At 61.5% G+C, this 20998-nt stretch carries 20 protein-coding genes and 2 pseudogenes; 20 read left to right on the top strand and 2 right to left on the bottom strand.

Going from position 1 to position 20998, the window contains the following annotated elements; genetic code table 11:
* Positions 1-8 precede the first annotated feature (8 nt).
* Positions 9-323 carry a hypothetical protein gene (locus QA640_RS20395; protein ID WP_283042378.1) on the bottom strand — a complete coding sequence of 105 codons (315 nt, stop codon included), beginning with the start codon at positions 321-323 and terminating at the stop codon, positions 9-11.
* Positions 324-527: 204 nt separating this feature from the next.
* On the opposite strand from QA640_RS20395, the gene QA640_RS20400 reads away from it, so the two are divergent.
* From QA640_RS20400 to QA640_RS20450, 10 genes and pseudogenes are all read left to right on the top strand, one after another.
* The gene (locus QA640_RS20400; protein ID WP_283042379.1) at positions 528-2000 is read left to right on the top strand and encodes a UbiD family decarboxylase; all 1473 of its coding nucleotides are present in this window, start codon (positions 528-530) and stop codon (positions 1998-2000) included.
* Between the two features lie 4 nt (positions 2001-2004).
* Positions 2005-2295 carry a chorismate mutase gene (locus QA640_RS20405; protein ID WP_283042380.1) on the top strand — a complete coding sequence of 97 codons (291 nt, stop codon included), beginning with the start codon at positions 2005-2007 and terminating at the stop codon, positions 2293-2295.
* A 65-nt stretch (positions 2296-2360) separates the two neighbouring features.
* Entirely contained in the window at positions 2361-3062 is a 702-nt protein-coding gene (locus tag QA640_RS20410) for a phenylalanine--tRNA ligase beta subunit-related protein (protein ID WP_283042381.1), read from the top strand.
* A 119-nt stretch (positions 3063-3181) separates the two neighbouring features.
* A complete protein-coding gene (locus QA640_RS20415) occupies positions 3182-3550 on the top strand; it encodes a hypothetical protein (RefSeq protein ID WP_283042382.1) in 369 nt (122 codons plus the stop codon).
* Positions 3551-3595: 45 nt separating this feature from the next.
* Positions 3596-4944: pseudogene (locus QA640_RS20420) on the top strand (TrpB-like pyridoxal phosphate-dependent enzyme).
* A 48-nt stretch (positions 4945-4992) separates the two neighbouring features.
* Positions 4993-6492, top strand: a complete 1500-nt coding sequence (locus tag QA640_RS20430) for an anthranilate synthase component I family protein (RefSeq protein ID WP_283042385.1) — start codon at positions 4993-4995, stop codon at positions 6490-6492.
* Between the two features lie 21 nt (positions 6493-6513).
* The gene (locus QA640_RS20435) at positions 6514-7128 is read left to right on the top strand and encodes an aminodeoxychorismate/anthranilate synthase component II (protein ID WP_283042386.1); all 615 of its coding nucleotides are present in this window, start codon (positions 6514-6516) and stop codon (positions 7126-7128) included.
* A gap of 1123 nt (positions 7129-8251) precedes the next feature.
* Positions 8252-8650: pseudogene (locus QA640_RS20440) on the top strand (reverse transcriptase domain-containing protein); the annotation flags it as partial.
* A gap of 109 nt (positions 8651-8759) precedes the next feature.
* Positions 8760-9242, top strand: coding sequence for a reverse transcriptase domain-containing protein (locus QA640_RS20445; protein WP_349253750.1), 483 nt, complete (start codon positions 8760-8762; stop codon positions 9240-9242).
* A gap of 258 nt (positions 9243-9500) precedes the next feature.
* Positions 9501-9692: a hypothetical protein gene (locus QA640_RS20450; RefSeq protein ID WP_283042387.1), complete on the top strand. Its 192-nt coding sequence runs from the start codon at positions 9501-9503 to the stop codon at positions 9690-9692.
* 23 nt (positions 9693-9715) lie between these two features.
* Here the strand turns inward: QA640_RS20450 and QA640_RS20455 are convergent, their stop codons facing one another.
* Positions 9716-10600 carry a LysR family transcriptional regulator gene (locus tag QA640_RS20455; protein WP_283042388.1) on the bottom strand — a complete coding sequence of 295 codons (885 nt, stop codon included), beginning with the start codon at positions 10598-10600 and terminating at the stop codon, positions 9716-9718.
* Positions 10601-10783: 183 nt separating this feature from the next.
* Between QA640_RS20455 and QA640_RS20460 the strand changes: the two genes are divergently transcribed.
* From QA640_RS20460 to QA640_RS20505, 10 genes are read left to right on the top strand one after another with little or no spacing between them, the layout of a single operon-like run.
* Positions 10784-11707: an N-carbamoyl-D-amino-acid hydrolase gene (locus tag QA640_RS20460; protein WP_283042843.1), complete on the top strand. Its 924-nt coding sequence runs from the start codon at positions 10784-10786 to the stop codon at positions 11705-11707.
* Between the two features lie 40 nt (positions 11708-11747).
* Positions 11748-12575 (top strand): ABC transporter substrate-binding protein, encoded by an 828-nt coding sequence (locus tag QA640_RS20465; RefSeq protein ID WP_283042389.1) that lies wholly within the window; start codon positions 11748-11750, stop codon positions 12573-12575.
* Positions 12572-13429 carry an amino acid ABC transporter permease gene (locus QA640_RS20470; RefSeq protein WP_283042390.1) on the top strand — a complete coding sequence of 286 codons (858 nt, stop codon included), beginning with the start codon at positions 12572-12574 and terminating at the stop codon, positions 13427-13429. Before QA640_RS20465 ends, QA640_RS20470 begins: the two co-directional genes overlap by 4 nt.
* Positions 13426-14190, top strand: a complete 765-nt coding sequence (locus QA640_RS20475; protein ID WP_283042391.1) for an amino acid ABC transporter ATP-binding protein — start codon at positions 13426-13428, stop codon at positions 14188-14190. The genes QA640_RS20470 and QA640_RS20475 overlap by 4 nt, the downstream gene beginning before the upstream one ends.
* Positions 14191-14203: 13 nt before the next feature.
* The gene (locus QA640_RS20480) at positions 14204-15022 is read left to right on the top strand and encodes an ABC transporter substrate-binding protein (RefSeq protein WP_283042392.1); all 819 of its coding nucleotides are present in this window, start codon (positions 14204-14206) and stop codon (positions 15020-15022) included.
* On the top strand, positions 15009-15893 hold the full coding sequence (locus QA640_RS20485) for a polysaccharide deacetylase (RefSeq protein ID WP_283042393.1): 885 nt from the start codon (positions 15009-15011) through the stop codon (positions 15891-15893). The genes QA640_RS20480 and QA640_RS20485 overlap by 14 nt, the downstream gene beginning before the upstream one ends.
* A gap of 8 nt (positions 15894-15901) precedes the next feature.
* Positions 15902-16558, top strand: a complete 657-nt coding sequence (locus QA640_RS20490; RefSeq protein WP_283042394.1) for an aspartate/glutamate racemase family protein — start codon at positions 15902-15904, stop codon at positions 16556-16558.
* 10 nt (positions 16559-16568) lie between these two features.
* Positions 16569-17888 carry a dihydroorotase gene (locus QA640_RS20495; RefSeq protein WP_283042395.1) on the top strand — a complete coding sequence of 440 codons (1320 nt, stop codon included), beginning with the start codon at positions 16569-16571 and terminating at the stop codon, positions 17886-17888.
* 12 nt (positions 17889-17900) lie between these two features.
* Complete coding sequence (locus QA640_RS20500) at positions 17901-19484, top strand: ABC transporter substrate-binding protein (protein WP_283042396.1); 1584 nt, start codon at positions 17901-17903, stop codon at positions 19482-19484.
* Complete coding sequence (locus QA640_RS20505) at positions 19481-20854, top strand: amidohydrolase family protein (protein WP_283042397.1); 1374 nt, start codon at positions 19481-19483, stop codon at positions 20852-20854. The genes QA640_RS20500 and QA640_RS20505 overlap by 4 nt, the downstream gene beginning before the upstream one ends.
* Positions 20855-20998: the final 144 nt, after the last annotated feature.

Raw genomic sequence — 20998 nt, forward strand, 5'->3', positions numbered from 1 at the left:
ACTATCTCTCACAGCGTGGGCACGAGGTGGAAGTGTTCTGCCTTGGTCGACTCAACATCGAGCCGTGCGGGACGTGCGGGGATTGCAATTTTGCGCAGCGTCCCTGTACGATCGACGACGACATGCCGCGCATCATCGAGCGGATGATCCAGTCGGATGCTGTCATCTACGCCGCACCGGTCCATGGCTTCGGTTTGGCGCATCCTATGCAGGTCTTTATCGAGCGCGCGGGCGTTTGCTTCCTTCGTTTCGAGCGCCCCCTCGAAAACAAAATCGGCGAAGTGATCACCATCGGACGGCGTTATAGCCTCGGTAGTGTTCACGATCAGCTTGTGAACAACATCCTCCTTAACCGCATGATCAAACCGGGAAGTGGTTACCCCGTACTTCTCGAAGGGGGCGCCCCGGAAAAGTCTTTTCGGACGGGGAAGGCATGTCCGCTCTTCATGCCATGCTGAGCCGGTTGTCGGATCTGCTCGTTCACCTGCGGCCGGCGTTTCAGGACATGAAGAAAATGGATCTGGGGAATGAACGAGTTGCCGCTCCGGCCGTCTGACGCGTCGGGTGAGCCGCTGACCTACATGTCTGATCTCGCATCGGTGCTTCGCGAATTCGCTCGGCTCGGCGAAACCGTAAGCTATGTTGATCAGGTCCTCTCGCCCGACCTCGAGATCGCCGGTCATTACGCACAACAGGCGGGTTCTCCCGCCTCTTCGCGCAGCGAGGACGAAGGCATCCTTGTCTATACCGGCACAGCGATACCCGTCGTCATGGGTCTGTTCGGCGCGCGTCGGAGAAATAACATCTTGTTGTCCGGAGCGCCGACCCTGGACAAGCGGGGTCTCGCCAACCGCCTCAAGCGACAGATCGCGCCGATCGTCGTGCAAGATCCGCGTTGCCAACGGCGGCGGATCGAGCCAGTGGCGCTGAGTGCCTTACCCATCTTGCGCTATACTCAACAAGATGGCGGACCGTATATCACTTCGGGGATCGTTTATGCTCAAAGTCCGACGGGAGGCGCGTCCAACGTGTCGATCCATCGCCTCTGTGTTGTCGACGACCGGCATTGCACGATTTGGATGGTGCCGGGACGGCATCTGGAGACCTTTTACAAGGCGGCTTTAGCGCGCGGACAATCGCTCAAGATATCCATCAATATTGGTGGTGATCCGTTGATCTATCTCGCGTCGTCATTCTCGCCGCCGCACACAGAGCTCTTTACCAACGAACTCCACATTGCGGGCGCCATGCGCGGCCGTCCTGTGCCTATCGCTAAATGCGCGACAAACGAAGCGTTCTGTTTCGCAAATACCGATATTGTCCTCGAAGCGGAGATCACGGCAGAAGCAGCTCCCGAGGGACACACCGGATACTCCATGCCGGAGTTTCTCGGCTATATGGGGGAGAGCAAATCGACGTTGCCGCTCGTTCGAATAAACGCGATCACCACACGCGATCAGCCATTCTACCAGACGTTTCTGGGGCCAGGACGAGAGCAGTCGGAACTCCTCGCCATCCCCCAAGAGGTCTCGATCCTGGAGGCAGCCGGCGAGGTTCCCGGGGTGACCGTACTTGATGTTCACTGTCCGAGCTATGGCGGCGGACTTCTCGTGGCGGTCGTGAGCGTGTGCAAGACCTCCCGGGAAGGCGATGCTGGTGTTCATTTCCTCGGCAGGAAAATCCTCGATACGCACAAATACGTCAAGAATGTCTATGTCGTAGGCGAAGATATCGACATCTACTCGCCGGAAGATGTTCTATGGGCCATGACGACGCGGATGCAGCCCGATCTCGATCTGCGAATTCTGACGGAGCAACCCGGATTTCCGATGGACCCCAGTCAGACCGTCGCTTTCCGCGGCGCCCGGCTGAGTGGCGCGGCTCCTGAAGCGCCGTTGACAAGCCGCAGCGTAATGGACTGCACATGCCCCTACGCCATGAAGCACGCCATCCGTTCGTCCTTTTCATCTTATCCACAATCAGAGGTACGCCATGGATGAACCTGTGACCACGCTGCGCCAAGTGCGGGCCGAAATTGACACGATCGATGATGAATTGGTGGCTCTTCTGGCGCGCCGTCTCCTATTGGCGCAGCAAGCCCGCCAGTTCAAGGAGCCGACCAAGACGAGTATCCAAGCGAGCGATCGCGTTGCGGCGGTGATCGCGCGTGTTCGCGAGCGTGCGCTAGCGTCAGGCGGTGACCCCGACATCACGCAGCGAATCTATGAACTTATCATTCGTGAGTTCACCGCAGTACAGTTGAAGGAAGCCGCGCAGCAGGCTGGCGACAAGTAACCGGCCAAGAGGGCCCAGAGGAACTCATGCGAATTGAGAATATCATTGCTTACGATGCCGGCTTGATGACGCGCTTCGACGGATTTCGTGCCGGGCTCGTCTTGATCGACGAGTTCGAACTCACTCAGCTTGAATCCGCTGTTCCGAAAATCGTGCTGTCGGCCGAGCAGGATGTCGCCGAGATGGCAAGCATCAAGGCGTGGCGCGACGTCTATCGGCAGATGGGCGTCAACCCGACCAAGACGCGCAATGCAGCGGAGGCGTTGATACGACGCTTCAAGAAGGATGGCAGCTTGCCGATGATCAATCCCGTCGTGGATGCGTGTAACCACGCGGCCGTCGTTCACGGCATCCCGATTGCCGCTGTCGACATATCGACGATGCCGTTACCGCTCGTGGTAAGGCAGGCGTCGGGGACCGAAGTCTTCTTCGACATATCCGGCAACGAAAGCACGCTGAGCGGCGAGGAGGTTACGTATCTCGATGACCGTGGCCGAGCACATGCGCGCTATTGGAATCATAAGCAAAGCGGCGCGTCCGCGGTCAGTCGAACGTCAAAGCGCGTTCTTATCACGATAGAAGCGATACACGGAGATGCCGGCGAAACTGTGCGTGCCGCGACTGACGACGTCATTCGATTGCTGAAGGCTCATGGGGTGCGCCTGACAGACGGCAACGTGCACATCTGGTTATACGATGGAAACTCCGGGTCGTTTGATGTCCTCGCGGGCGCCAGCAAATCAGAAGGTGTCGATCGGCTCCAGTAGAGAACCGAGTTTGCCGACCAATACCGTCCTTCCATAGACGTTACTGTTAAGCACGGCGGATAAGACGATCATCCCCTTGCAGCGGACCTTCTGAGAGCAACTATCGGGGAGAGAAAACTGTGACGAACGAAACATCATTGGCCTCTGAGCAGAGTGCGCTCAAGCGATCGCCGGTGCGGATCAACCTCCCGGAAATATCCTGGGACAAATGGTCCAAGCCGGGCGCAGATGGCCGCGTCAAGCTAGCGCGAGCGTTCGGCAAACGTGTTCGGATTCTCGAATTGCCTAAAGGATTCGACGAGCAGAACTGGTGCGACAAGGGGCACCAGGGTTTCGTACTCGAAGGTGAGTTCACGATCAGCTTTGAGACCGGTGACGAGTTCACCTGCAAGCAGAACGACGCATTCGTCATTCCCGACAATATCCGGCATCGGTCACGAGGCGCGGCCAGCGGACAGACGGTCGTGTTTGTCGTGGACGAACTATAGCAACGCAGAAGTCCTGCGAAACAAGCTTTCAAGGAGAGGAGTGTGATGGATACTACCGTTAAATACGTGTTGGACGAGCAACATCTCGCAAAAACCTGGTACAACATTGCTGCTGATCTTCCGGGTGGGGCATCACCTCTCGTTCACCCTGCAACGCGTGCGCCGATCGGTGCCACCGAGCTTGAGCCGCTGTTCCCCCGAGAGCTCATTCAGCAAGAGCTGAGCAAGGAACGGCGCATTGAGATTCCGGAGCCGGTTCGCGCTCTCTATCGCCAATGGCGACCGTCGCCGCTCTACCGTGCCCGCCGACTGGAGCAGGCGCTCGATACACCTGCCAAGATCTATTACAAGTACGAGGGCGTCAGCGCGTCGGGCAGCCACAAGCCCAACACCGCCATTCCCCAGGCCTTTTATGCGAAGCAGGAAGGCGTGAAGCGTCTCACAACCGAAACGGGCGCGGGACAGTGGGGATCGGCGCTGTCGCTTGCCGGTAATTTCTTCGGGCTCGAAGTCGAAGTGTTCATGGTTCGGGTAAGCTTCAATCAGAAGCCTTACCGCCGTGCTTTCATGGAGAGCTTCGGCGCGAAGTGCATCGCGAGCCCAAGCGACGTCACTGAGGCGGGACGTGCGATCCTGAAGGCGGATCCCAACAGCACGGGAAGCCTCGGAATCGCAATCAGCGAAGCCGTCGAGCGAGCTGTCCAGCGCGATGATACGAAATACGCGCTCGGAAGCGTTCTTAATCATGTGCTGATGCACCAGACAATCATCGGCCAGGAAGCCATGGCGCAGTTCGATCTTGCGGGCGACTACCCGGATATCGTGGTCGGATGTACCGGGGGAGGCAGCAACTTTGCCGGCGTTTCCTTCCCATTCCTCGGAGAGAAGCTGAGGGGGGAGCGCGACGTCAAGATTATCGCGGTCGAGCCTGTCCCTCACTCACCCGTGGAAAATACGGTTATGATTTCGGCGATACCGCTCGCATGACGCCCCTCCTGAAGATGCACAGCCTGGGTAGTGCGTTTATTCCACCGGCAACGCACGCGGGCGGCCTCCGCTACCACGGCATGGCGCCGCTGGTGAGTCAGTTGGTCGACAGCGGGCATATCCAGGCCGTCGCCTACAAGCAGCTTGAGTGCTTCGATGCCGGTCTGACCTTCGCCAAGGCTGAGGGCATCCTGCCGGCACCGGAAGCGACACATGCGATCAAGGGCGCAATCGAGGCTGCGCTGGATTGCAAGATGCGTGGCGAGAAGAAGACGATCCTGTTCAATCTGTGTGGCCACGGGTATTTCGACATGCAAGCCTACAGCGACTACCTCGGAGGGAAGCTGGTCGACGACACGCCTGACGAAGAAAAGATGAGTGAAGCGCTCGCAACGGTCGCGGCATAGCGGCGTATCTGGGCGAATCCAGCAACGTTGTTGGAGATGAGTATCACCATGAATTCGATCGCGTTGCCGGGCCGCCCGTCATGGCGTGTGCAGTCGGAGACCTTGACCGGCTGCACACCCCTGCAATCCTATCTCGCCTTGCGCGAGCGGTATGGCGCGGACGGCGTCTACATCCTCGAATCTCTTGCGGGGCCGGGGCGTGACGTACGGGTGGCCCTTGTCGGATTCGACAAGGTCGCCGAGATAACCATCCGTGGAAGCTCACTTTTGGTCGAGGGAAGAGACCCATTTGTGGGCATGTTCCGGGCGTGGGCGCACAGCTGTGTGTTTATTGACTGTGACGCTAGCGGCCTGACGATCAAGCCTGATCGTACATGGGATGTTTTGAAAGCGTTGCGGCAGGAATTCGCGCCACCGGGGACGACCGACATCGGATTTCTTTCGTTTTTTTCTTATGATGCCGCTTGGCTGATCGAGAAGCTGCCGCGACATATTCCGGCGGAAGAAACGGAGGTGCCGGACATATCGCTTTCTCTCTTTCGAGGGACACTCACATTCGACATCGTCCAGGGAACGGCAAAGGTCGAGTATCTCGAGAATGAGGCCGATGAGCCATTTTCGACGCAAACCCTGCGCGACCAAATCGCCGCCGTTGTCGAGCCGATTGACGTTCCTCAGGCAGTTCCGCCCTCTCGTGTGACAGATTCGATGACGAAGCAAAAGTTTGAAGAGACGGTGCGCGATTGCCTGGAGCACATTGCAGCTGGTGACATCTATCAGATCCAGCTTGGTCACGAAGTACGCATTCAATCCGCCGCGGATCCTTTCGATGTGTATCGGCGCCTCCGCAGCATCAATCCATCGCCCTACATGTATTTTGCTCCGGTATGCGGGACCTTGGTCATCGGTGCCAGTCCAGAGCTTTTTATTCGTAAGGAGAATAATGAGGCCTCGATGCGTCCCATTGCGGGCACCAAGCGACGCTCGGGCGACGATTCAACCGATGCCAAGATCGCCGATGCGCTCCGCCAGGACGAGAAGGAGCGTGCCGAGCACGTTATGCTGATCGATTTGTGCCGGAACGATCTTGGACGTGTTTGTGAGCCGGGCACGCTTGTCGTCGATGAATGCATGGTTGTCGAGCGTTACTCTCACGTCCTGCATCTCGTCTCGAACGTCCGGGCGTTTCTTGCACCTGAGGAAGATGTGTTCAGTTTCATCCGAGCGACGTTTCCGGCGGGGACGATGACGGGTGCGCCGAAGATCAGGGCCATGGAACTGATCGAGAGTTTCGAGTCGACGCGCCGCAGCTTTTATGCCGGTGCGGGTGGGCTCATCACCCTTAGTGGTGACGGAGTCCTCGCGCTCTGTATTCGTACCGCACTCTTTCGTCGCGGCGAGTATTTCATTCGGGCGTCTGCCGGCGTCGTCGCAGACTCGCAACCCGAATCGGAATGGCAGGAAACCCTTAGCAAACTCGCGGGCACGTTTGTTGCCATAACGGGCGCCGACTTCCCGAAGAATTATACAGGCGAGCCGGCGCGGTAGCTCAGCAAAAAGGGGACGGATGTGAAAACCTTGGTCGTGGATGCGTATGACAGCTTCGTTTACATCATTGCGCAATATCTCAGTCAGGCTGGCATGAATCCGACGGTTGTCCGTAATGATTATATCTCGATTGCAAAAATCGAGCGGATGAATCCCGATATGATCCTGCTTGGCCCTGGTCCTGGCCACCCCGCGGACGCGGGATATGTCGATATTATCCATCATTTCAAAGGCCGCATTCCGATCATGGGAGTCTGCCTTGGACATCAAGCGATCGGCTTGGCCTTTGGTGCCGAGGTCATCCGCGCCAAACGGCTGATGCATGGAAAGGACAGCCGCATCAACCACGATGGCAGGGGGTGTTTCGCGGGAGCGCCGCCTGACCTCACGGCGGTTCGATATCATTCCTTGATCATTGATGGCGCTAGGATCGGGAATGAGCTGGAGGTGACTGCCCTGGCGACCGACGATGGTTATGTTATGGGTGTGCGGCACCGGCACTACAGCATTGAGGGGGTCCAGTTTCATCCGGAGAGCATCGGAACGGAGTTTGGCATCAAATTCTTCGACAGTTTCCGTCGAACCTATTGCGATCCAGCGTCCATACCAGCGGCCGCTGTTGCCTCGGCGAGGTAGTCAGCCAACGACAAAGGCGATCCTGATTATTTGTCCCTAAACAGCACCACGATCTATCCTTGAGTCCGATGAACCCACGTGGCGCACCGCCTTACCCGCTCCGGCATTCATGTGTCGCTCTAACCGATCATGAGCGACATTTTTTCGCGTTTGATCTAGCGCATCCCTGGCAACAGCACCTGCCTCGGTCGCTTCCGTCTTCAAGTAATGAAGGCGTGGCGGCGAGTCCTACTCCGGCGAAGCCAACGGCCGAAGCTGTCGTGGGAGCGGTTCAGCGCGATCTTGAAGGTCTTCCCGATACCGATCGGGCATGTACACGACTGGCGTCACCAAATGGCCTGATCCAGTTACTCGTCAGAGGAGCCGGATGCGGGAAAGCTGCACGTCCGGATCTGAGAGGGTTGCGCCTTGCAAGCGCGTTGAAGTCTGCCGTCTGCGATGACGGCCGCGGCAAAGCCTAGCGAGCAGCCGCGAACCGAGTCTTGCGTGGCGTCCGGTAACGGCCGTTGCGAAGCGTAGACAGGGAGGTTGCAGGCCGGAATCAAGTGAACGGGAAGATAGCCCCGAAATCGAACGTGATCGGAGTAGCCGACCCTGTCTCTCAAAGGGGAGGGCGGAATCGCAACCCGCGTCATCGCGAGCGGGCTGAGGTGCTCGCGGGGTTCGTACCGCCAGCATGCAACCAAAGGAAGCAACGTGAACAAGGGAGATCCATCCGGTTCAAGCGCAAGCTTGTAGGACCTGCCAAGCCGATGAGGTGAGAAGGGTCTGATGACCGGGTGGAAGTCAGACTGACTGATAGTACTCGGAGGTCGGGAGAGCCGACTACATGGGGAAGCGGTCAGCGGTAGATGAATTGTTCTTGGGCGACATGGGCTCCATTCAACGGGAGTCACGGCCTTCTATTCTAAGAGAAGATCAGCTGACCATGGAAACGAAACTTGAACAAATAGCAGTGAAAGCTCGGCGCGAGCCAAATCTTCGCTTCACCTCGTTGGCCCATCACATCACGCGCGACCGAGTGCAAAAGAATCTATTACAGATTCCGAAGCGCTCCGCCGCCGGGGTGGACGGACAGACGGTGGAGGCGGCGAGGGAGAGCTTCGACGGATGGATCGAGCCGATGCTCCAATCCATCCACCGACAGGGATATCGGGCGCCGAACATTCGGCGTGTCTATATCCCCAAGCCCGGTAAGACGGAGAAGCGCCCCCTCGGGGTTCCAACTGTCGCCGACCGGGCCCTCCAGCGCAGCACGGCTGAGGTGTTGTCCGCCATCTACGAGCAGGACTTCTTGCCCAGCTCGTTCGGCGGCAGGCCGAAGCTCAGCGCCCATCACGCCTTGGCGACCCTCAATGAGGTCATCGCCGGCGGCATGATCAGCTGGGTGTTGGAGGCGGATTTGAAGAACTTCTTCGGGAGTCTCGATCATGATTGGGTCCTCCGGTTTGTCGAACATCGAGTCGGTGATCCGCGCCTGATCAGCTTGATCCGGCGCTGGTTGAAAGCGGGCATCTTGGAAGACGGAGCGGTGCATCCGAGCGAACAAGGGACGCCACAAGGCGGATCGATCAGTGTGCTTTTGAGCAACCTCTACCTTCATTACGTTCTCGACCTCGTTCGAACGCGTGGTGAAGGGCCGGTTGCGGGGCGAAGCCCGACTGGTGCGCTATATCGACGACTTTGTGATCTGCTTCCAATATCGATCGGACGCCATCCGCGTACAGGAGGCCTTGCGTCTTCGGTTGGGGAAGTTCGGCCTCACTCTAGAGCCGACCAAGACCAAGTTGGTCGAGTTTGGTCGGTTCGCGCAAAGACACGCGGGCAAACGCGGCAGAGACCGCCCGGAAACAATCTACTTTCTGGGTCTAACGCTCTATTGCACGCGAAACCAAAGAGGCAACTTCAAGGTTGGGATGCGTACCGAGAAATCTCGGCTAAGGCGCAGCCTTATGTCTCTGCAGGAGCTGATGCGGCGAATACGGCATTACAAGATCAGTGACCAGGCCGATGAAATCAACGTCGTCCTGCGCGGCCACTATGGCTATTACGGCGTCGCCGGAAATCTCCGATTGCTGGGGTACAATTCTCTGCTTTTTTCAAACACGCGTTGATATCGTTGAATCATCAAGCAGGTTTTGATTCCGCCATTCGGAGGTTCGATCCCTCCCGCCCCAGCCATTTGATTTTACAGGAGAAATTCTCCTTCTTGGTGGCGTCATTTGGAAATGGCGGAGTCCGCTGCCCATTGAAGAAGAGGCGGCAATTTCGTGGGAGCATCGGGAGAGCGATTTCTTGGCTAATGCGCCACTATCTCACCAAGACGCCGGGCGAGGAGGCCTAGTCTTCGGCCGGAGATCTTTTCCGATGCGATGAATCCCGCAGCGTTCGTAGGCCGCCGCAAACTGCTGGGCGGTCCGGCTCACGAGGCGATCAGTCGCGAGGTGAAGACGGCGCGTGGCAAGGTCGATGCCGACGCACGGCTGTTAGACGGTTTGGAGGAACAGGTGGAGCGCGCTCATGCGGCGCTGGAGCAGGCAATATCCGTCTTCGCCGCTGGTTGAAGATGGATCAGCCTTGCGAAATATCAGTCCAGTTGGCGGCTTGCTTGGCGAACTTCGTTCAGGAATGCCTTGGCCAAACGCGACAAGGGCTCAGCTTCCGACCACAACATGTAGGCGATTGCGAGCGTCCTGGGCGTGAAGGGGCGGACAATCAGGCCGTTGCTGCTTTGACGTGGCGAGAATGGATCGACGACGGCCGCGCCGACCCCGGCGGCCGCCAGAACGCAGGCCGTGTTGCAGTATCGCACCTCGACCGTCGGTTGGAATGGCGCTCCGGCGTCCGCAAAACTGTTGCGCACGGCTTCGCCCAGTCGCGTTCCGCGCTCCAATCCGATCAGGGGCAAGCCGACAAGATCGGTCGCGGAGATCATCGGCCGTTCGGCAAGGGGATGGCGAGGCGGCAGCACGCAAACCATTTCACCGGTGTGAACCACCTCGTGCGCAATGCCCGGATGATGCGAAAGACCGAGCGCAAAGCCGAGCTCAGCGACGTGGCTGAGCACGCCTTCGATAATGCCTTCATAGCGTCGCACGTCGAAGAACATCCGTGTCTGGGGACGACGCTGCAGGAAGCCCGAAAGCGCAGGCGGAATGACGCTGTAGGCGAGCGGCGGAGTGGCCACGATCGACAAATGTCCCGACCGGTTTTCCCGCAAGTCCCGCACGCGACTTTCGAGTTTGGCGTGCAGCGCAAAGATCGCTTCGCTCTCCTTGTAGAGCGCCATCGCCTCGACGGTCGGAAACAGCCGGTTGTTGACCCGCTCGAACAGCGCGAAGCCCGCCTGTGCCTCCATGGTCTTCAGCGCGTTGCTGACCGCAGGCTGCGACAATGCCAGCTCGTCCGCCGCCGCGACCGTTGTCCGATGGCGAATGACCGCACGAAGGATCTCGAGTTGACGCAGATTCATATAAATCCAGATTATACTCTCGGCCAAAATATCATAGCGCAAATGATTGCATTAGGCGCCACGATTCCGCGTAATGGCCGCGGATTTGCACGCTGTATCAATCGGTTCTTCGCTTATGAAGGCGGCAGCGCGCACATATTGGAGGCAATGTTGGCCCGTATCCTTCGCGCTGCCGCCGCCCAGATGGGACCGACGCAAAAAGGGGACTCGCGCAGGGCTACGCTGGCCCGGATGCTCAGGCTGCTGGAAGAGGCAGCCGCGGGCGGTGCAACCCTTGTGGTCTTTCCCGAGCTCGCCTTCACGACCTTCTTTCCACGCTGGCTCATCGAAGGCGAGGCGCTTGACCGATATTTCGAGCCTGCCATGCCGAACCCGGCCGTCGCGCCGCTGTTCGAGCGCGCCCGCGCGCTCCGCGTCGGCTTCTACGTCGGCTATGCGGAGCTGACCCCCGATGGCCGTCGCTACAATTGCTCCATCCTCGTCGACCGCGACGGCGACATTCTCGGTCGCTATCGCAAGGTGCACCTGCCTGGCTCGGTCGAGCCGCGACTGGGGGCGCGGTACCAGCAGCTCGAAAAGCGCTATTTCGAATATGGCGACCTCGGCTTTCCGGCCTTCCGCGCGGGATCGGCATGGGCTCATGCAATCATGGGCATGATGATATGCAACGACCGCCGCTGGCCGGAGTCCTGGCGCGTGCTGGGCTTGCAGGGCGTCGAGCTCGTCTGCATCGGCTACAATTCGGCGGCTTATGATCCAAATGGCGGCACCACGGAAGATGCAGCACTTCGCACCTTCCATTCGACGCTGGTCACGCAGGCCAATGCCTACATGAACGCGACCTGGGCGATCTCCGTGGCCAAGGCCGGCGAGGAGGATGGCTCGGGGCTGATCGGCGGCTCCTGCATCGTCGATCCGAACGGCCGCATCGTTGCCCAGGCTGAGACATTGGCGGACGAGGTGATTGTCGCCGACATCGACCTCGATCTCTGCCGCCAGGGCAAGGACAAGATGTTCAATTTCGCCGCTCATCGGCGGCCAGAGCAGTACAGGGTGATCACCGAACGCGCCGGCGTCATCGAGCCGGCCGTACTCGATGCGGATTGACGTGATGCAGCCGGTCGCGGCGTCGGCAAAAGGAGCTGACATGACACGCCTCTCGATTATCGTCGGACTAGCCGCGCTTGCCGCCGCGGTCGGAGCGCGGGCAGCCGAGCTCCCGGCGGAGATCAAGCAGTCGGGCGCATTGCGGTTGACGGTCAACTCGACCTACGCGCCGATGGAGTACCGTGATCCCGCCTCAAATGAGCTCGTCGGGCTCGACATCGACCTTGCCAATGAGATCGCCAAACGGCTCGGTGGCCTCAAGATCGTGTGGAGCGAAACGCCGTTCGCCGAGCTGATCCCGTCGTTGCAGACTAAGCGCGCCGATTTCATCATCAGCGGGATCTCGGACCGCAGCTCGCGGCGCGAGACCGCTGACTTCATCGACTATCTGACGACCGGTCCGCAGTTCTTTGTGATGGCGGACAGTGAGGCGAAGGCGGCCACCGATCTCTGCGGCAAGAAGGTCGGAACGACGCGCAGCACAAGCTTTCCCATCGAGATCGAGAAGTGGAGCAAGCAGAACTGCGAGGCGGGCGGCAAGCCGGCCATCCAGTACGTTCCGGGCGAGAACTCGATCGATGTTCGTAACCAGCTCAAGCAGGGCCGCATCGACGCCGCCGTGCAGGGCAGCGAAACGCTGCCCTATGCGCAAGCGCAGGAAGCCGGCAAGTACCGTGTGGTCGGCGAGCCCTTCGCCACCGGCTATCAGGGCATCATGTTCCGCAAGGACGACACGGCCTTGCGCGAAGTCGTCACGGAAAAGCTCGCGGCCATGATCGCGGATGGCTCCTACAAGAAGATCCTCGACAAATGGGGATTGGGAGCCAACGCCGTGGCCCAGCCCTTGATGAATGCGGCTCCGCAATGAGGATGGCGCCAACCCTCGCGGAGGGATTTGCAGATCTCTCGCAGATGCAGACCGCACGCGAGCTGCATTGGCGGCGGTGGCTCGCTGCGGCCGCGATCCTCGTGGTGCTGGCGGCGATCGGCCGGGCCTTCGCCGGCGGCCAGATCGAGTGGTCCTTTGTCAGTCGCTTCCTGACCGCCAAGGTGATCCTTGAAGGGATCGTCAACACCATGGTGATTGCCGTGCTCGCCATGGCGCTCGGCATTGTGCTGGGCGTGGTGGTCGCGATCATGCGGCTGTCGCCGAATCCGGTGCTGAAGTCGGTTGCCGCGGGCTATACATGGCTGTTCCGCGGCACGCCGCTGATCCTGCAACTGCTGCTGTGGTTCAACCTCGCGCTGGTGTTCCCGACCATCGGCATTCCCGGCCTGTGGACGGCGCGCGCCGTCGACGTCATGACGCCGTTCCTCTCGGCGCTGCTTGGGCTCGGCATCAACCAGGGCGCCTACACGTCCGAGGTGATGCGGGCCGGCATGCTGTCGGTCGACATCGGACAATATGAGGCGGCGCAGGCGATCGGAATGGGACGGCTGAGTGCGCTTCGCAGGATCATCCTGCCGCAAGCGATGCGGGTGGTGATCCCACCGCTCGGCAACGAATTCATCGGCATGGTGAAGGCGACCTCGCTTGCCAGCGTGATCCAGTATCCGGAGGTGCTGCACAACGCCGAGAACATCTATTACGCCAATTCACGCGTGATCGAGCTGCTGATCGTTGCCGGTCTCTGGTATCTGCTGGTCGTGTCGATCCTGACGCCGTTGCAGATGCTGCTCGAACGTCGTTTTGCCCGCGGCACCATGCAGTTCGCCCGATGACAAAACCCCTCGTCGCGATCCGGTCCGTCAGCAAGAATTTTGGAGAGTTTCAGGCTCTCAAAGCCGTCTCGCTGGACGTCTGGGCAGGCGAGGTGATGTGCCTGATCGGGGCGTCCGGTTCGGGCAAGACGACGCTGCTCCGCTGCATCAATCAGCTCACCACGATCGACAGCGGCGGCATCTGGCTCGACGGCGAGCTGCTCGGCGTGCGCGAGGACGGCGGGCGGTTGCGCCGCCTGACCGAGCGCCAGATCGCGCGGCAGCGCCTCAAGACCGGCATGGTATTTCAACGTTTCAATCTCTTTCCGCACAAGACGGCGTTGGAAAATATCACCGAGGGCCCGCTGCAGGTGCAGGGCCGCAAATCCGACGAGGTGCGCGCCGAGGCGATGGAGCTGTTGCGACGCGTCGGACTTTCGGCGAAGGCGGATGCCTATCCTGCGCAGCTCTCCGGCGGCCAGCAGCAGCGCGTTGCGATCGCCCGGGCGCTGGCGATGAAGCCGATGCTGATGCTGTTCGACGAGCCGACCAGCGCGCTCGATCCGGAGCTCGTCGGCGAGGTGCTTGCAGTCATGAAGGAGCTCGCACAGAGCGGCATGACCATGATGGTGGTGACGCATGAGCTCGGCTTTGCGCGCGAGGTCGCTGACCGCGTCGTCTACATGGATCATGGCACGATCGTCGAGTCCGGGACGGCATCGGACGTTCTCGGTGCGCCCCGCGAGGCGCGCACCAGGGCCTTTCTTTCTGCGGTGATCTGATGAGGGCGATTGGATGATCAGGCTGACTGTTGTTGCGTTGGTGTTCGGATGGGCCATGGCAAATTCTGCGATGGCGATCGAGTTGCCTGCGGAAATCACCAAGCGGGGCAGCATCAGGGTTGCCATCGTGCCGAACTATCCGCCGCTGGAGTTCCGCGATCCCGCCACCAGCGCCCTGTCCGGCTTTGACGTCGAGCTTGGCGAGGCGTTGGGCCGCAAGCTCGGCGTCAAGATCGAGTGGCAGGAGACGAGCTTCGATCAGTTCATGTCGTCGATTGCGACCGGGAGGGTGGACGCCGTCCTGTCCGGCATGAGCGACTATGCGAGCCGGCACGAAACCGCGACCTTCGTCGATTATCTGCGCAGCGGCCCGCATTTCTTCGTCCAGCAGTCGCATGCGGCCGAGTTCAAGGATACGGCCGCGCTCTGCGGCAAGAAGGTTGGCGCCAGCCGCCGGACCAGTTTCCCGGTGCAGGTCGCCGCATGGAGCGAGGCGCATTGCGGCAGCAATCCGATTCAGTTCGTCGGCACCGACGGTTCGGCCGATGCCCGAACCCAGCTCAGGCAGGGGCGCATCGACGCCGCCGTCCAGGGCAGCGAGACGCTGCCCTACATCATGGACCTCGAGCCCGGAGCCTATGCACCGGTCGGCACGATGTTCGCGCCCGGATTTACCGGGATTGCCCTGCCCGTCAAGGAGAAGGCACTGCAGCAGGCGATGGCGGAAGCGGTCGACGCGCTGATCGCCGATGGCACCTATCGTGCCCTGCTTGCAAAGTGGAAATTGAACGGCAACGGAATAGAGAAGGCGACCATCAATGCTGGACAGTAAAGCACTCGCAAGCATCCCGCTCGTCCCGGCGAATATCGCGGACCCGGCGCCGGACTATCCCTGGCCAAAACCCTACACGTCAGCGATGTTCCTGTCGTTCGACGTGGACGCGGAAAGTGCGTGGACCAGCAAGGACGCTGTGCATGCGCAGCGCCTCATCACCATGAGCTATGGCGGCTATGAGGCGCGCGTCGGCACGCCGAAACTCCTGGAGCTGCTGAGCCAACTGGACCTGAAGGCCACGTTCTTCGTCACCGGCTGGTCGGTCGATGCGCATCCGGCGATGGCCGAGGCCATTCTCAAGGCCGGGCACGAGATCGGCCATCATGGCTATCACCATCTCTTGCCCGACCCCGGCGATCCGTGGATCGAGGAGGAGCTGGAGCGCGGCTTTGAGGCGCTGAAGCGCCGGCTTGGTGTCAAGCCGATCGGCTACCGCGCACCTTATGGCGAATTCACCGAGGAATTGCGCGCGGCGCTGGTGCGCCATGGCATCGTCTACACCTCCTCGTTCCGCGACGACGTGCGGCCCTATCGCCATCGCCTCGCGGACGGGAAGCCGGGAACGATCGAGCTTCCGGTGACCGCGAGCTATGACGACTGGATGCATGGCCTGTCCGCCCGCTTCAGCCCACGCTCGATCTTCCCCAAGGAGCACGTGCTCTCGATCTGGAAGGATGAGCTCGACGAGGTCAGGGATTGGGGCGCGATGGTGACAACCGTGCTGCATCCGCAATGCAGCGGCCGTCCGATGCGGCTGCGCCTGCTGCGAGAGTTCCTGACCTATGCCAAATCGTGCCCGGATCTGTGGATCACGACCGGCGAAGCGATCGCGGCGAACTTCCAGCGCCATGAGGCCGGCAACCGTTGAGCAGCGCCATGACCCGCCGTCGCATCCTGACGATCAATCCGAATTCTTCCGCGGCGGTCACGGCGGCAATCGATGACGCCGTCGCGCCGTTGCGGATTGCGGGTGGCCCGGAGATTGTGGTGGTCGGTTTGGCCGAGGGGCCGCCCAGCATCACCTCGCAACGCGATGCCGACAGCGTCGTCATGCCGCTGGCTGGCCGCATCGCGCGCGACGATGCGGACGCATTCGTGATCGCCTGCTTCAGCGATCCCGGCCTGCATGCGGCGCGGGAGGCGGCGGGCAGCCGGCCGGTGATGGGCATCGCCGAGTGGGGCATCTTGCGCGCGCTGACGCTAGGCGAGCGGTTCGGCATCATCGCGCTGTCGCCGTCGAGCATCGGTCGCCAACAGCGGATGGTGCGGCAGATCGGCGTCGACGGCCGCTATGCCGGAAGCTGGTCGGTCGGCGCCAGTGCCGCGGAGACGGCCGGCGCTGATATCCGCGACAGGTTGATCGAGGCGGGCCGGGCGCTGGTCGCGCAGCGTGGCGCCGATGTCGTCGTGATGGGGTGCGCGGGCATGGCCTCGCATCGATCCGCGATCGAACAGGCGATCGGCGTTCCCGTCGTCGAGCCGGCGCAGCAGGCGGTCGCGGCCGCGATCGGCGCCGTCTTGCTGAAATCATGAAAGGCTGACGATGCATTTTGACCTTTTGATCCGGAACGGCATCTGCGTCACGCCCTGGGGTGAGGAAGCCGCCAATGTCGGAATCTTTGATGGGCGCATCGCGACGCTGTCCGCGACATCGGCCGACACGGCCGATCAGGTAGTTGACGCCAGCGGGCTGCACGTCCTGCCCGGCCTGATCGACAGTCACGTCCATCTGCGCGATCCCGGCGATCCCGCGGTCGAGACCTTGGCGACCGGCACGCGCGCGGCGGTGCTCGGCGGCATCGCGACACTGTTCGACATGCCAAACACCAATCCCGCGATCATCGATCAGGAGCGGCTCGACTGGAAGCGCGGTTTTGCTGAACAGCAAAGCTGGTGCGACATCGGCCTCTACATCGCCGGCGCCAAGACCAATATCGGCGAACTCGCGCAGCTGGAGAGCCAGCACGGCGTTTGCGCCATCAAGGTGTTCGCCGGCAGCTCGACCGCGTCGCTGCTCGTGGAGGACGACGAGCATCTCGAGAAGCTCATGCGCGCCGGTCGCCGCCGCATCGCCTTTCACAGCGAGGACGAATATCGTCTCCAGGCGCGCAAGCCGATGTTTTCGCGCGGCATGCCGCATCGCACCCACATGGAGTGGCGCGACGAGGAATGCGCGTTTCTCGGCACGCGGCGGCTGATGGCGCTGGCGCGCAAGACAGGTCGACCGGCGCACATCCTCCACGTCTCGACGGCGGAAGAGCTGAACTATCTGCGCGACTATCGCGACGTCGCGACTGTCGAGGTGCTGGTCAATCATCTCACCCAGGTCGCACCGGACTGTTACGATACGCTCAAGGGTTTTGGTGTGATGAATCCGCCGATCCGCGGCGAGCGGCATCGCGAGGCGAGCTGGGCCGCGGTGCGCGACGGCATCGTCGATACGATCGGCAGCGATCACGCGCCGCATTCGCGCGCCGCCAAGGAACTGCCCTGGCCGGATTGCCCGGCCGGGCTGACCGGGGTGCAGACGCTGGTCCCCATCATGCTCGATCACGTCAACGCCGGCCGCCTGCCGCTGTCGCGCCTCGTCGACCTCATGGCGGCCGGGCCCGCCCGCGTCTATGGCCTCGTCGGCAAGGGACGCCTGGCTGCGGGCTACGATGCCGACTTCACGCTGGTCGACATGAAGGCGAAGCGCACGATCGAGGACTCCTGGATCGTCTCCCCCTGCGGCTGGACGCCGTTCGCCGGAAAGAAGATCGCGGGCTGGCCGGTCTCAACCATCATCCGTGGCCACACCGTGATGCGCGACGACGAAGTGCTCGGCGGGCCGGTCGGCCGTCTGGCACGTTTCTCGTCCTAGGAGTCTTGTTCGATGCCGATCTCCCGCCGCTCCCTGCTCAAAGCTGCAGCCGCTGTCCCGGCGCTCTCATTTCCGGGAATCTTGCGCGCCGAAGAGCAGACCACGTTGCACTTCATCCCGGTGATCGATCTTGCCTTCGTCGACCCGATCTATTCGACCGCGCAGGTCTCGCGAAACCACGGCTTCATGGTTTACGACACGCTCTACGGCATGAGCGCGTCGCTCGAGGTCTCGCCGCAGATGCTGTCCGGTCATGTCGTGTCGGATGACGGACGGCAGTGGGACCTCACGCTGCGCGATGGTCTGTTCTGGCACGACGGCGAACGCGTGCTGGCGCGCGACTGCGTTGCGAGCATCCGGCGCTGGGCGGCCCGCGACGGCTTCGGCGGCGAGCTGATGGCGGCGACCGACGAGTTGTCCGCCACTGACGATCACACCATCCGCTTCCGCCTCAAGCGCCCGTTCCCGTTGCTGCCGCAGGCGCTCGGCAAGGCCGCGATCAACGCCTGTTTCATGATGCCGGAGCGGCTCGCAAGCCAGGATCCCTTCAAGCCGCTTACCGAGGTCGTCGGGAGCGGCCCGTTCCGCTTCCTTGCGGACGAGCGCGTGCAAGGCGTGCGCAACGCCTATGCTCGCTTCGAACGCTATCAGCCCCGCACCGATGGCAAGCCGGACTGGACCGCCGGTCCCAAGATCGTGCACTACGAGCGCGTGATCTGGACCACGACGCCGGATGCCGGCACCGGTGTTGCCGCACTCCAGACTGGCGAACAGGACTGGCAGGAAACGACGCCGCATGATCTCTTGCCGGTCATCAAGGCGGCCGGCGATATCGAGACGCGGATCCTCGATCCGAGAGGCTATACCTGCATGCTGCGTCTCAATCATTTGCAGCCGCCGTTCGACAATCCCGCCATCCGCCGCGCGCTCCTCGGCGCCATCGACCAGTCCTCGTTCATGACCGCCGTCGCGGGTACCGATCCGGCCTACCAGGTGTCGCCGATTGGCTTCTTTGCGCCGGGGACGCCGATGGCGAGCGACGTCGGCCTCGATATCTTCCGCGGACCGCGCGACTTCGCCAAGGTCAAGGCGGACCTGAAGACGGCTGGCTACAATGGTGAGAAGATCGTGCTGCTCGTTCCCACCAATTCGCTGGCGCAGCGGCCGCTCGGCGAAATCGCGGCCGACACGCTGCGCAGGGCCGGCATGAACGTCGAATACGCGGCGCTGGATTTCGCGGTCGTGCTGCAACGCCAGCTCAAGAAGGATCCGATCGGGCAGGGCGGCTGGAGCGCTGCGGTCGCCAACTGGCAGGGGATCGATTGGCTCAATCCGGCCGGCAACTCCAACCTGCGCGGCGAGGGCAAGGTGGCCGGCTGGTACGCGAGCGAGAAAATGGGAGACTTGCGCAGTCAGTGGCTTGCAGCATCCGATCTGGCCGAGCAGCAGCGAATCTGCCGCGACATCCAGGCGCTCGCCTTCGAGGAAATTCCCTATCTTCCGATCGGCCTGTACAAGCAGCCTACCGCCTATCGCAAGAGCATCACCGGCATTCTCGACGGCACCCCCGTCTTCTGGAACGTACGCCCCGCATGAGCACGATCGCAATCTTCGGTAGCTATGTCCTGTCGCGCGAGGATGGTCGGCAGCATGTTCTGCGCGACCACTGGGTGTTGCTCGAAGGCAAGACCATCGCCGCGGTCACGCGCAACAAGCCGCGCGCCGACCAGGTCTATGACCGGCCTAGCCGTTTCATCCTGCCGGGCCTGTTGAACCTTCACAATCACTGCTTCAGCGAGGCTGTGGCACGCAGCCACACCGAGGATGGTAACGGCTGCCGCCACGACCAGAGCATCGTCTATACGGTGCTGTTGCCGCTCACCAAACGCGGCGCTGATCTGTTGTCACCGGAGGAGCGGCTCGCCATCGCGCGGCTTGGCATCCTCCAGCTCCTAAAAGGGGGAGCAACCACCGTGATGGAGCCGTTCCGCAATACCATTCCGGAGATGTTTGACGCCGCTGAGGAGATGGGCATCCGCTTCTATGGCGCGCCCTATCTGTTCTCGACGTCCGATGCCAAGGCCGGTCCGGACGGCGTGGTCCATTATGCTGGCGACGACGGCGCAGCCGACCTGGTGACCTGGGACGCGCTCTATCAACGTTGGCATGGCCGCGGCGAAGGACGCATTGGGCTCGCGATGAGTCCGCATGCGACCGACACTTGCGGTCCCGACCTGCTGAAGGCCTGCGCGGCGCGGGCGCGCGAGCTTGGCGTTCCCATCACGACGCATCTCGCGCAGAGCCGTGCCGAGGTCGAGACCATCGGCAAACGGTATGGTGGGCGCACGCCGGCGGAATATCTGGATTGGCTTGGGCTCCTTGCACCGGACCTGCTCGCGGCACACTGCATTGCCTGCACGGACGACGACCTGAAGCTGATGGCGGCGCGCGGCGCGACCGTGTTGAACTGCCCGCGGGTGTTTGCGCGCCGAGGCGTCACCGCGCCGTTCAGCCGTTTTGCCGAGCACGGCGTCCGGACGGTGGTTGGGACCGACGGCTACAACATGGACCTGCTCGGCGAGCTCAACGCCGCCTCGATCATCTCGAAGACGTCATCGCAGCGCGCCGATGTGGCGAATTCGCCGGAGCTGATCGAGTCGGTCACTGCGACCGCGGCCGGCATCATCAACCGGCCGGACCTCGGCACGATCACACCGGGCGCAACCGCCGATCTCACCGTCGTCGACATGACGCATCCGCACCTTCAGCCGCTATACGATCCCCGGCGCGCCCTCGTGGCGCTCGCCAACCGCGCCAATATCGATCAGGTGATCGTCGATGGCCGGGTGCTCGTCGACCAAGGCCATTACGGCCAGGGCGATGAAGCCGCGATTACTTCGGCAGGCGCGGCTGCGATTGGCAGAATATGGGAGCTTCCGGAAGCGCGGGAAGTCCTGGCTGGGTAATCGGGACGCCACGAGCATTAGTTTTGAAAGCGTTCGCTGGCGAAGGGCGGAATTGGAGATCTCATCACTCCGAAAATTGCCGGCACGGCTGTAGTCAGAGAACTAGAGCCGCAGTGTGGAAGCCGACGTGAGATCGCAGAGAGA

The sequence above is a fragment of the Bradyrhizobium sp. CB82 genome (genome assembly GCF_029714405.1).
Taxonomy (GTDB): domain Bacteria; phylum Pseudomonadota; class Alphaproteobacteria; order Rhizobiales; family Xanthobacteraceae; genus Bradyrhizobium.

What these genes read in the sequence shown, in the direction of transcription:
- QA640_RS20465 (WP_283042389.1), top strand. Translation starts at nt 11,748, where the DNA reads ATGACACGCCTCTCGATTATCGTCGGACTAGCCGCGCTTGCCGCCGCG.
- QA640_RS20470 (WP_283042390.1), top strand. Translation starts at nt 12,572, where the DNA reads ATGAGGATGGCGCCAACCCTCGCGGAGGGATTTGCAGATCTCTCGCAG.
- QA640_RS20485 (WP_283042393.1), top strand. Translation starts at nt 15,009, where the DNA reads ATGCTGGACAGTAAAGCACTCGCAAGCATCCCGCTCGTCCCGGCGAAT.
- QA640_RS20400 (WP_283042379.1), top strand. Translation starts at nt 528, where the DNA reads ATGAACGAGTTGCCGCTCCGGCCGTCTGACGCGTCGGGTGAGCCGCTG.
- QA640_RS20455 (WP_283042388.1), bottom strand. Translation starts at nt 10,600, where the DNA reads ATGAATCTGCGTCAACTCGAGATCCTTCGTGCGGTCATTCGCCATCGG.
- QA640_RS20480 (WP_283042392.1), top strand. Translation starts at nt 14,204, where the DNA reads ATGATCAGGCTGACTGTTGTTGCGTTGGTGTTCGGATGGGCCATGGCA.
- QA640_RS20410 (WP_283042381.1), top strand. Translation starts at nt 2,361, where the DNA reads ATGACGCGCTTCGACGGATTTCGTGCCGGGCTCGTCTTGATCGACGAG.
- QA640_RS20495 (WP_283042395.1), top strand. Translation starts at nt 16,569, where the DNA reads ATGCATTTTGACCTTTTGATCCGGAACGGCATCTGCGTCACGCCCTGG.
- QA640_RS20490 (WP_283042394.1), top strand. Translation starts at nt 15,902, where the DNA reads ATGACCCGCCGTCGCATCCTGACGATCAATCCGAATTCTTCCGCGGCG.
- QA640_RS20500 (WP_283042396.1), top strand. Translation starts at nt 17,901, where the DNA reads ATGCCGATCTCCCGCCGCTCCCTGCTCAAAGCTGCAGCCGCTGTCCCG.
- QA640_RS20505 (WP_283042397.1), top strand. Translation starts at nt 19,481, where the DNA reads ATGAGCACGATCGCAATCTTCGGTAGCTATGTCCTGTCGCGCGAGGAT.
- QA640_RS20450 (WP_283042387.1), top strand. Translation starts at nt 9,501, where the DNA reads ATGAATCCCGCAGCGTTCGTAGGCCGCCGCAAACTGCTGGGCGGTCCG.
- QA640_RS20460 (WP_283042843.1), top strand. Translation starts at nt 10,784, where the DNA reads ATGGGACCGACGCAAAAAGGGGACTCGCGCAGGGCTACGCTGGCCCGG.
- QA640_RS20430 (WP_283042385.1), top strand. Translation starts at nt 4,993, where the DNA reads ATGAATTCGATCGCGTTGCCGGGCCGCCCGTCATGGCGTGTGCAGTCG.
- QA640_RS20475 (WP_283042391.1), top strand. Translation starts at nt 13,426, where the DNA reads ATGACAAAACCCCTCGTCGCGATCCGGTCCGTCAGCAAGAATTTTGGA.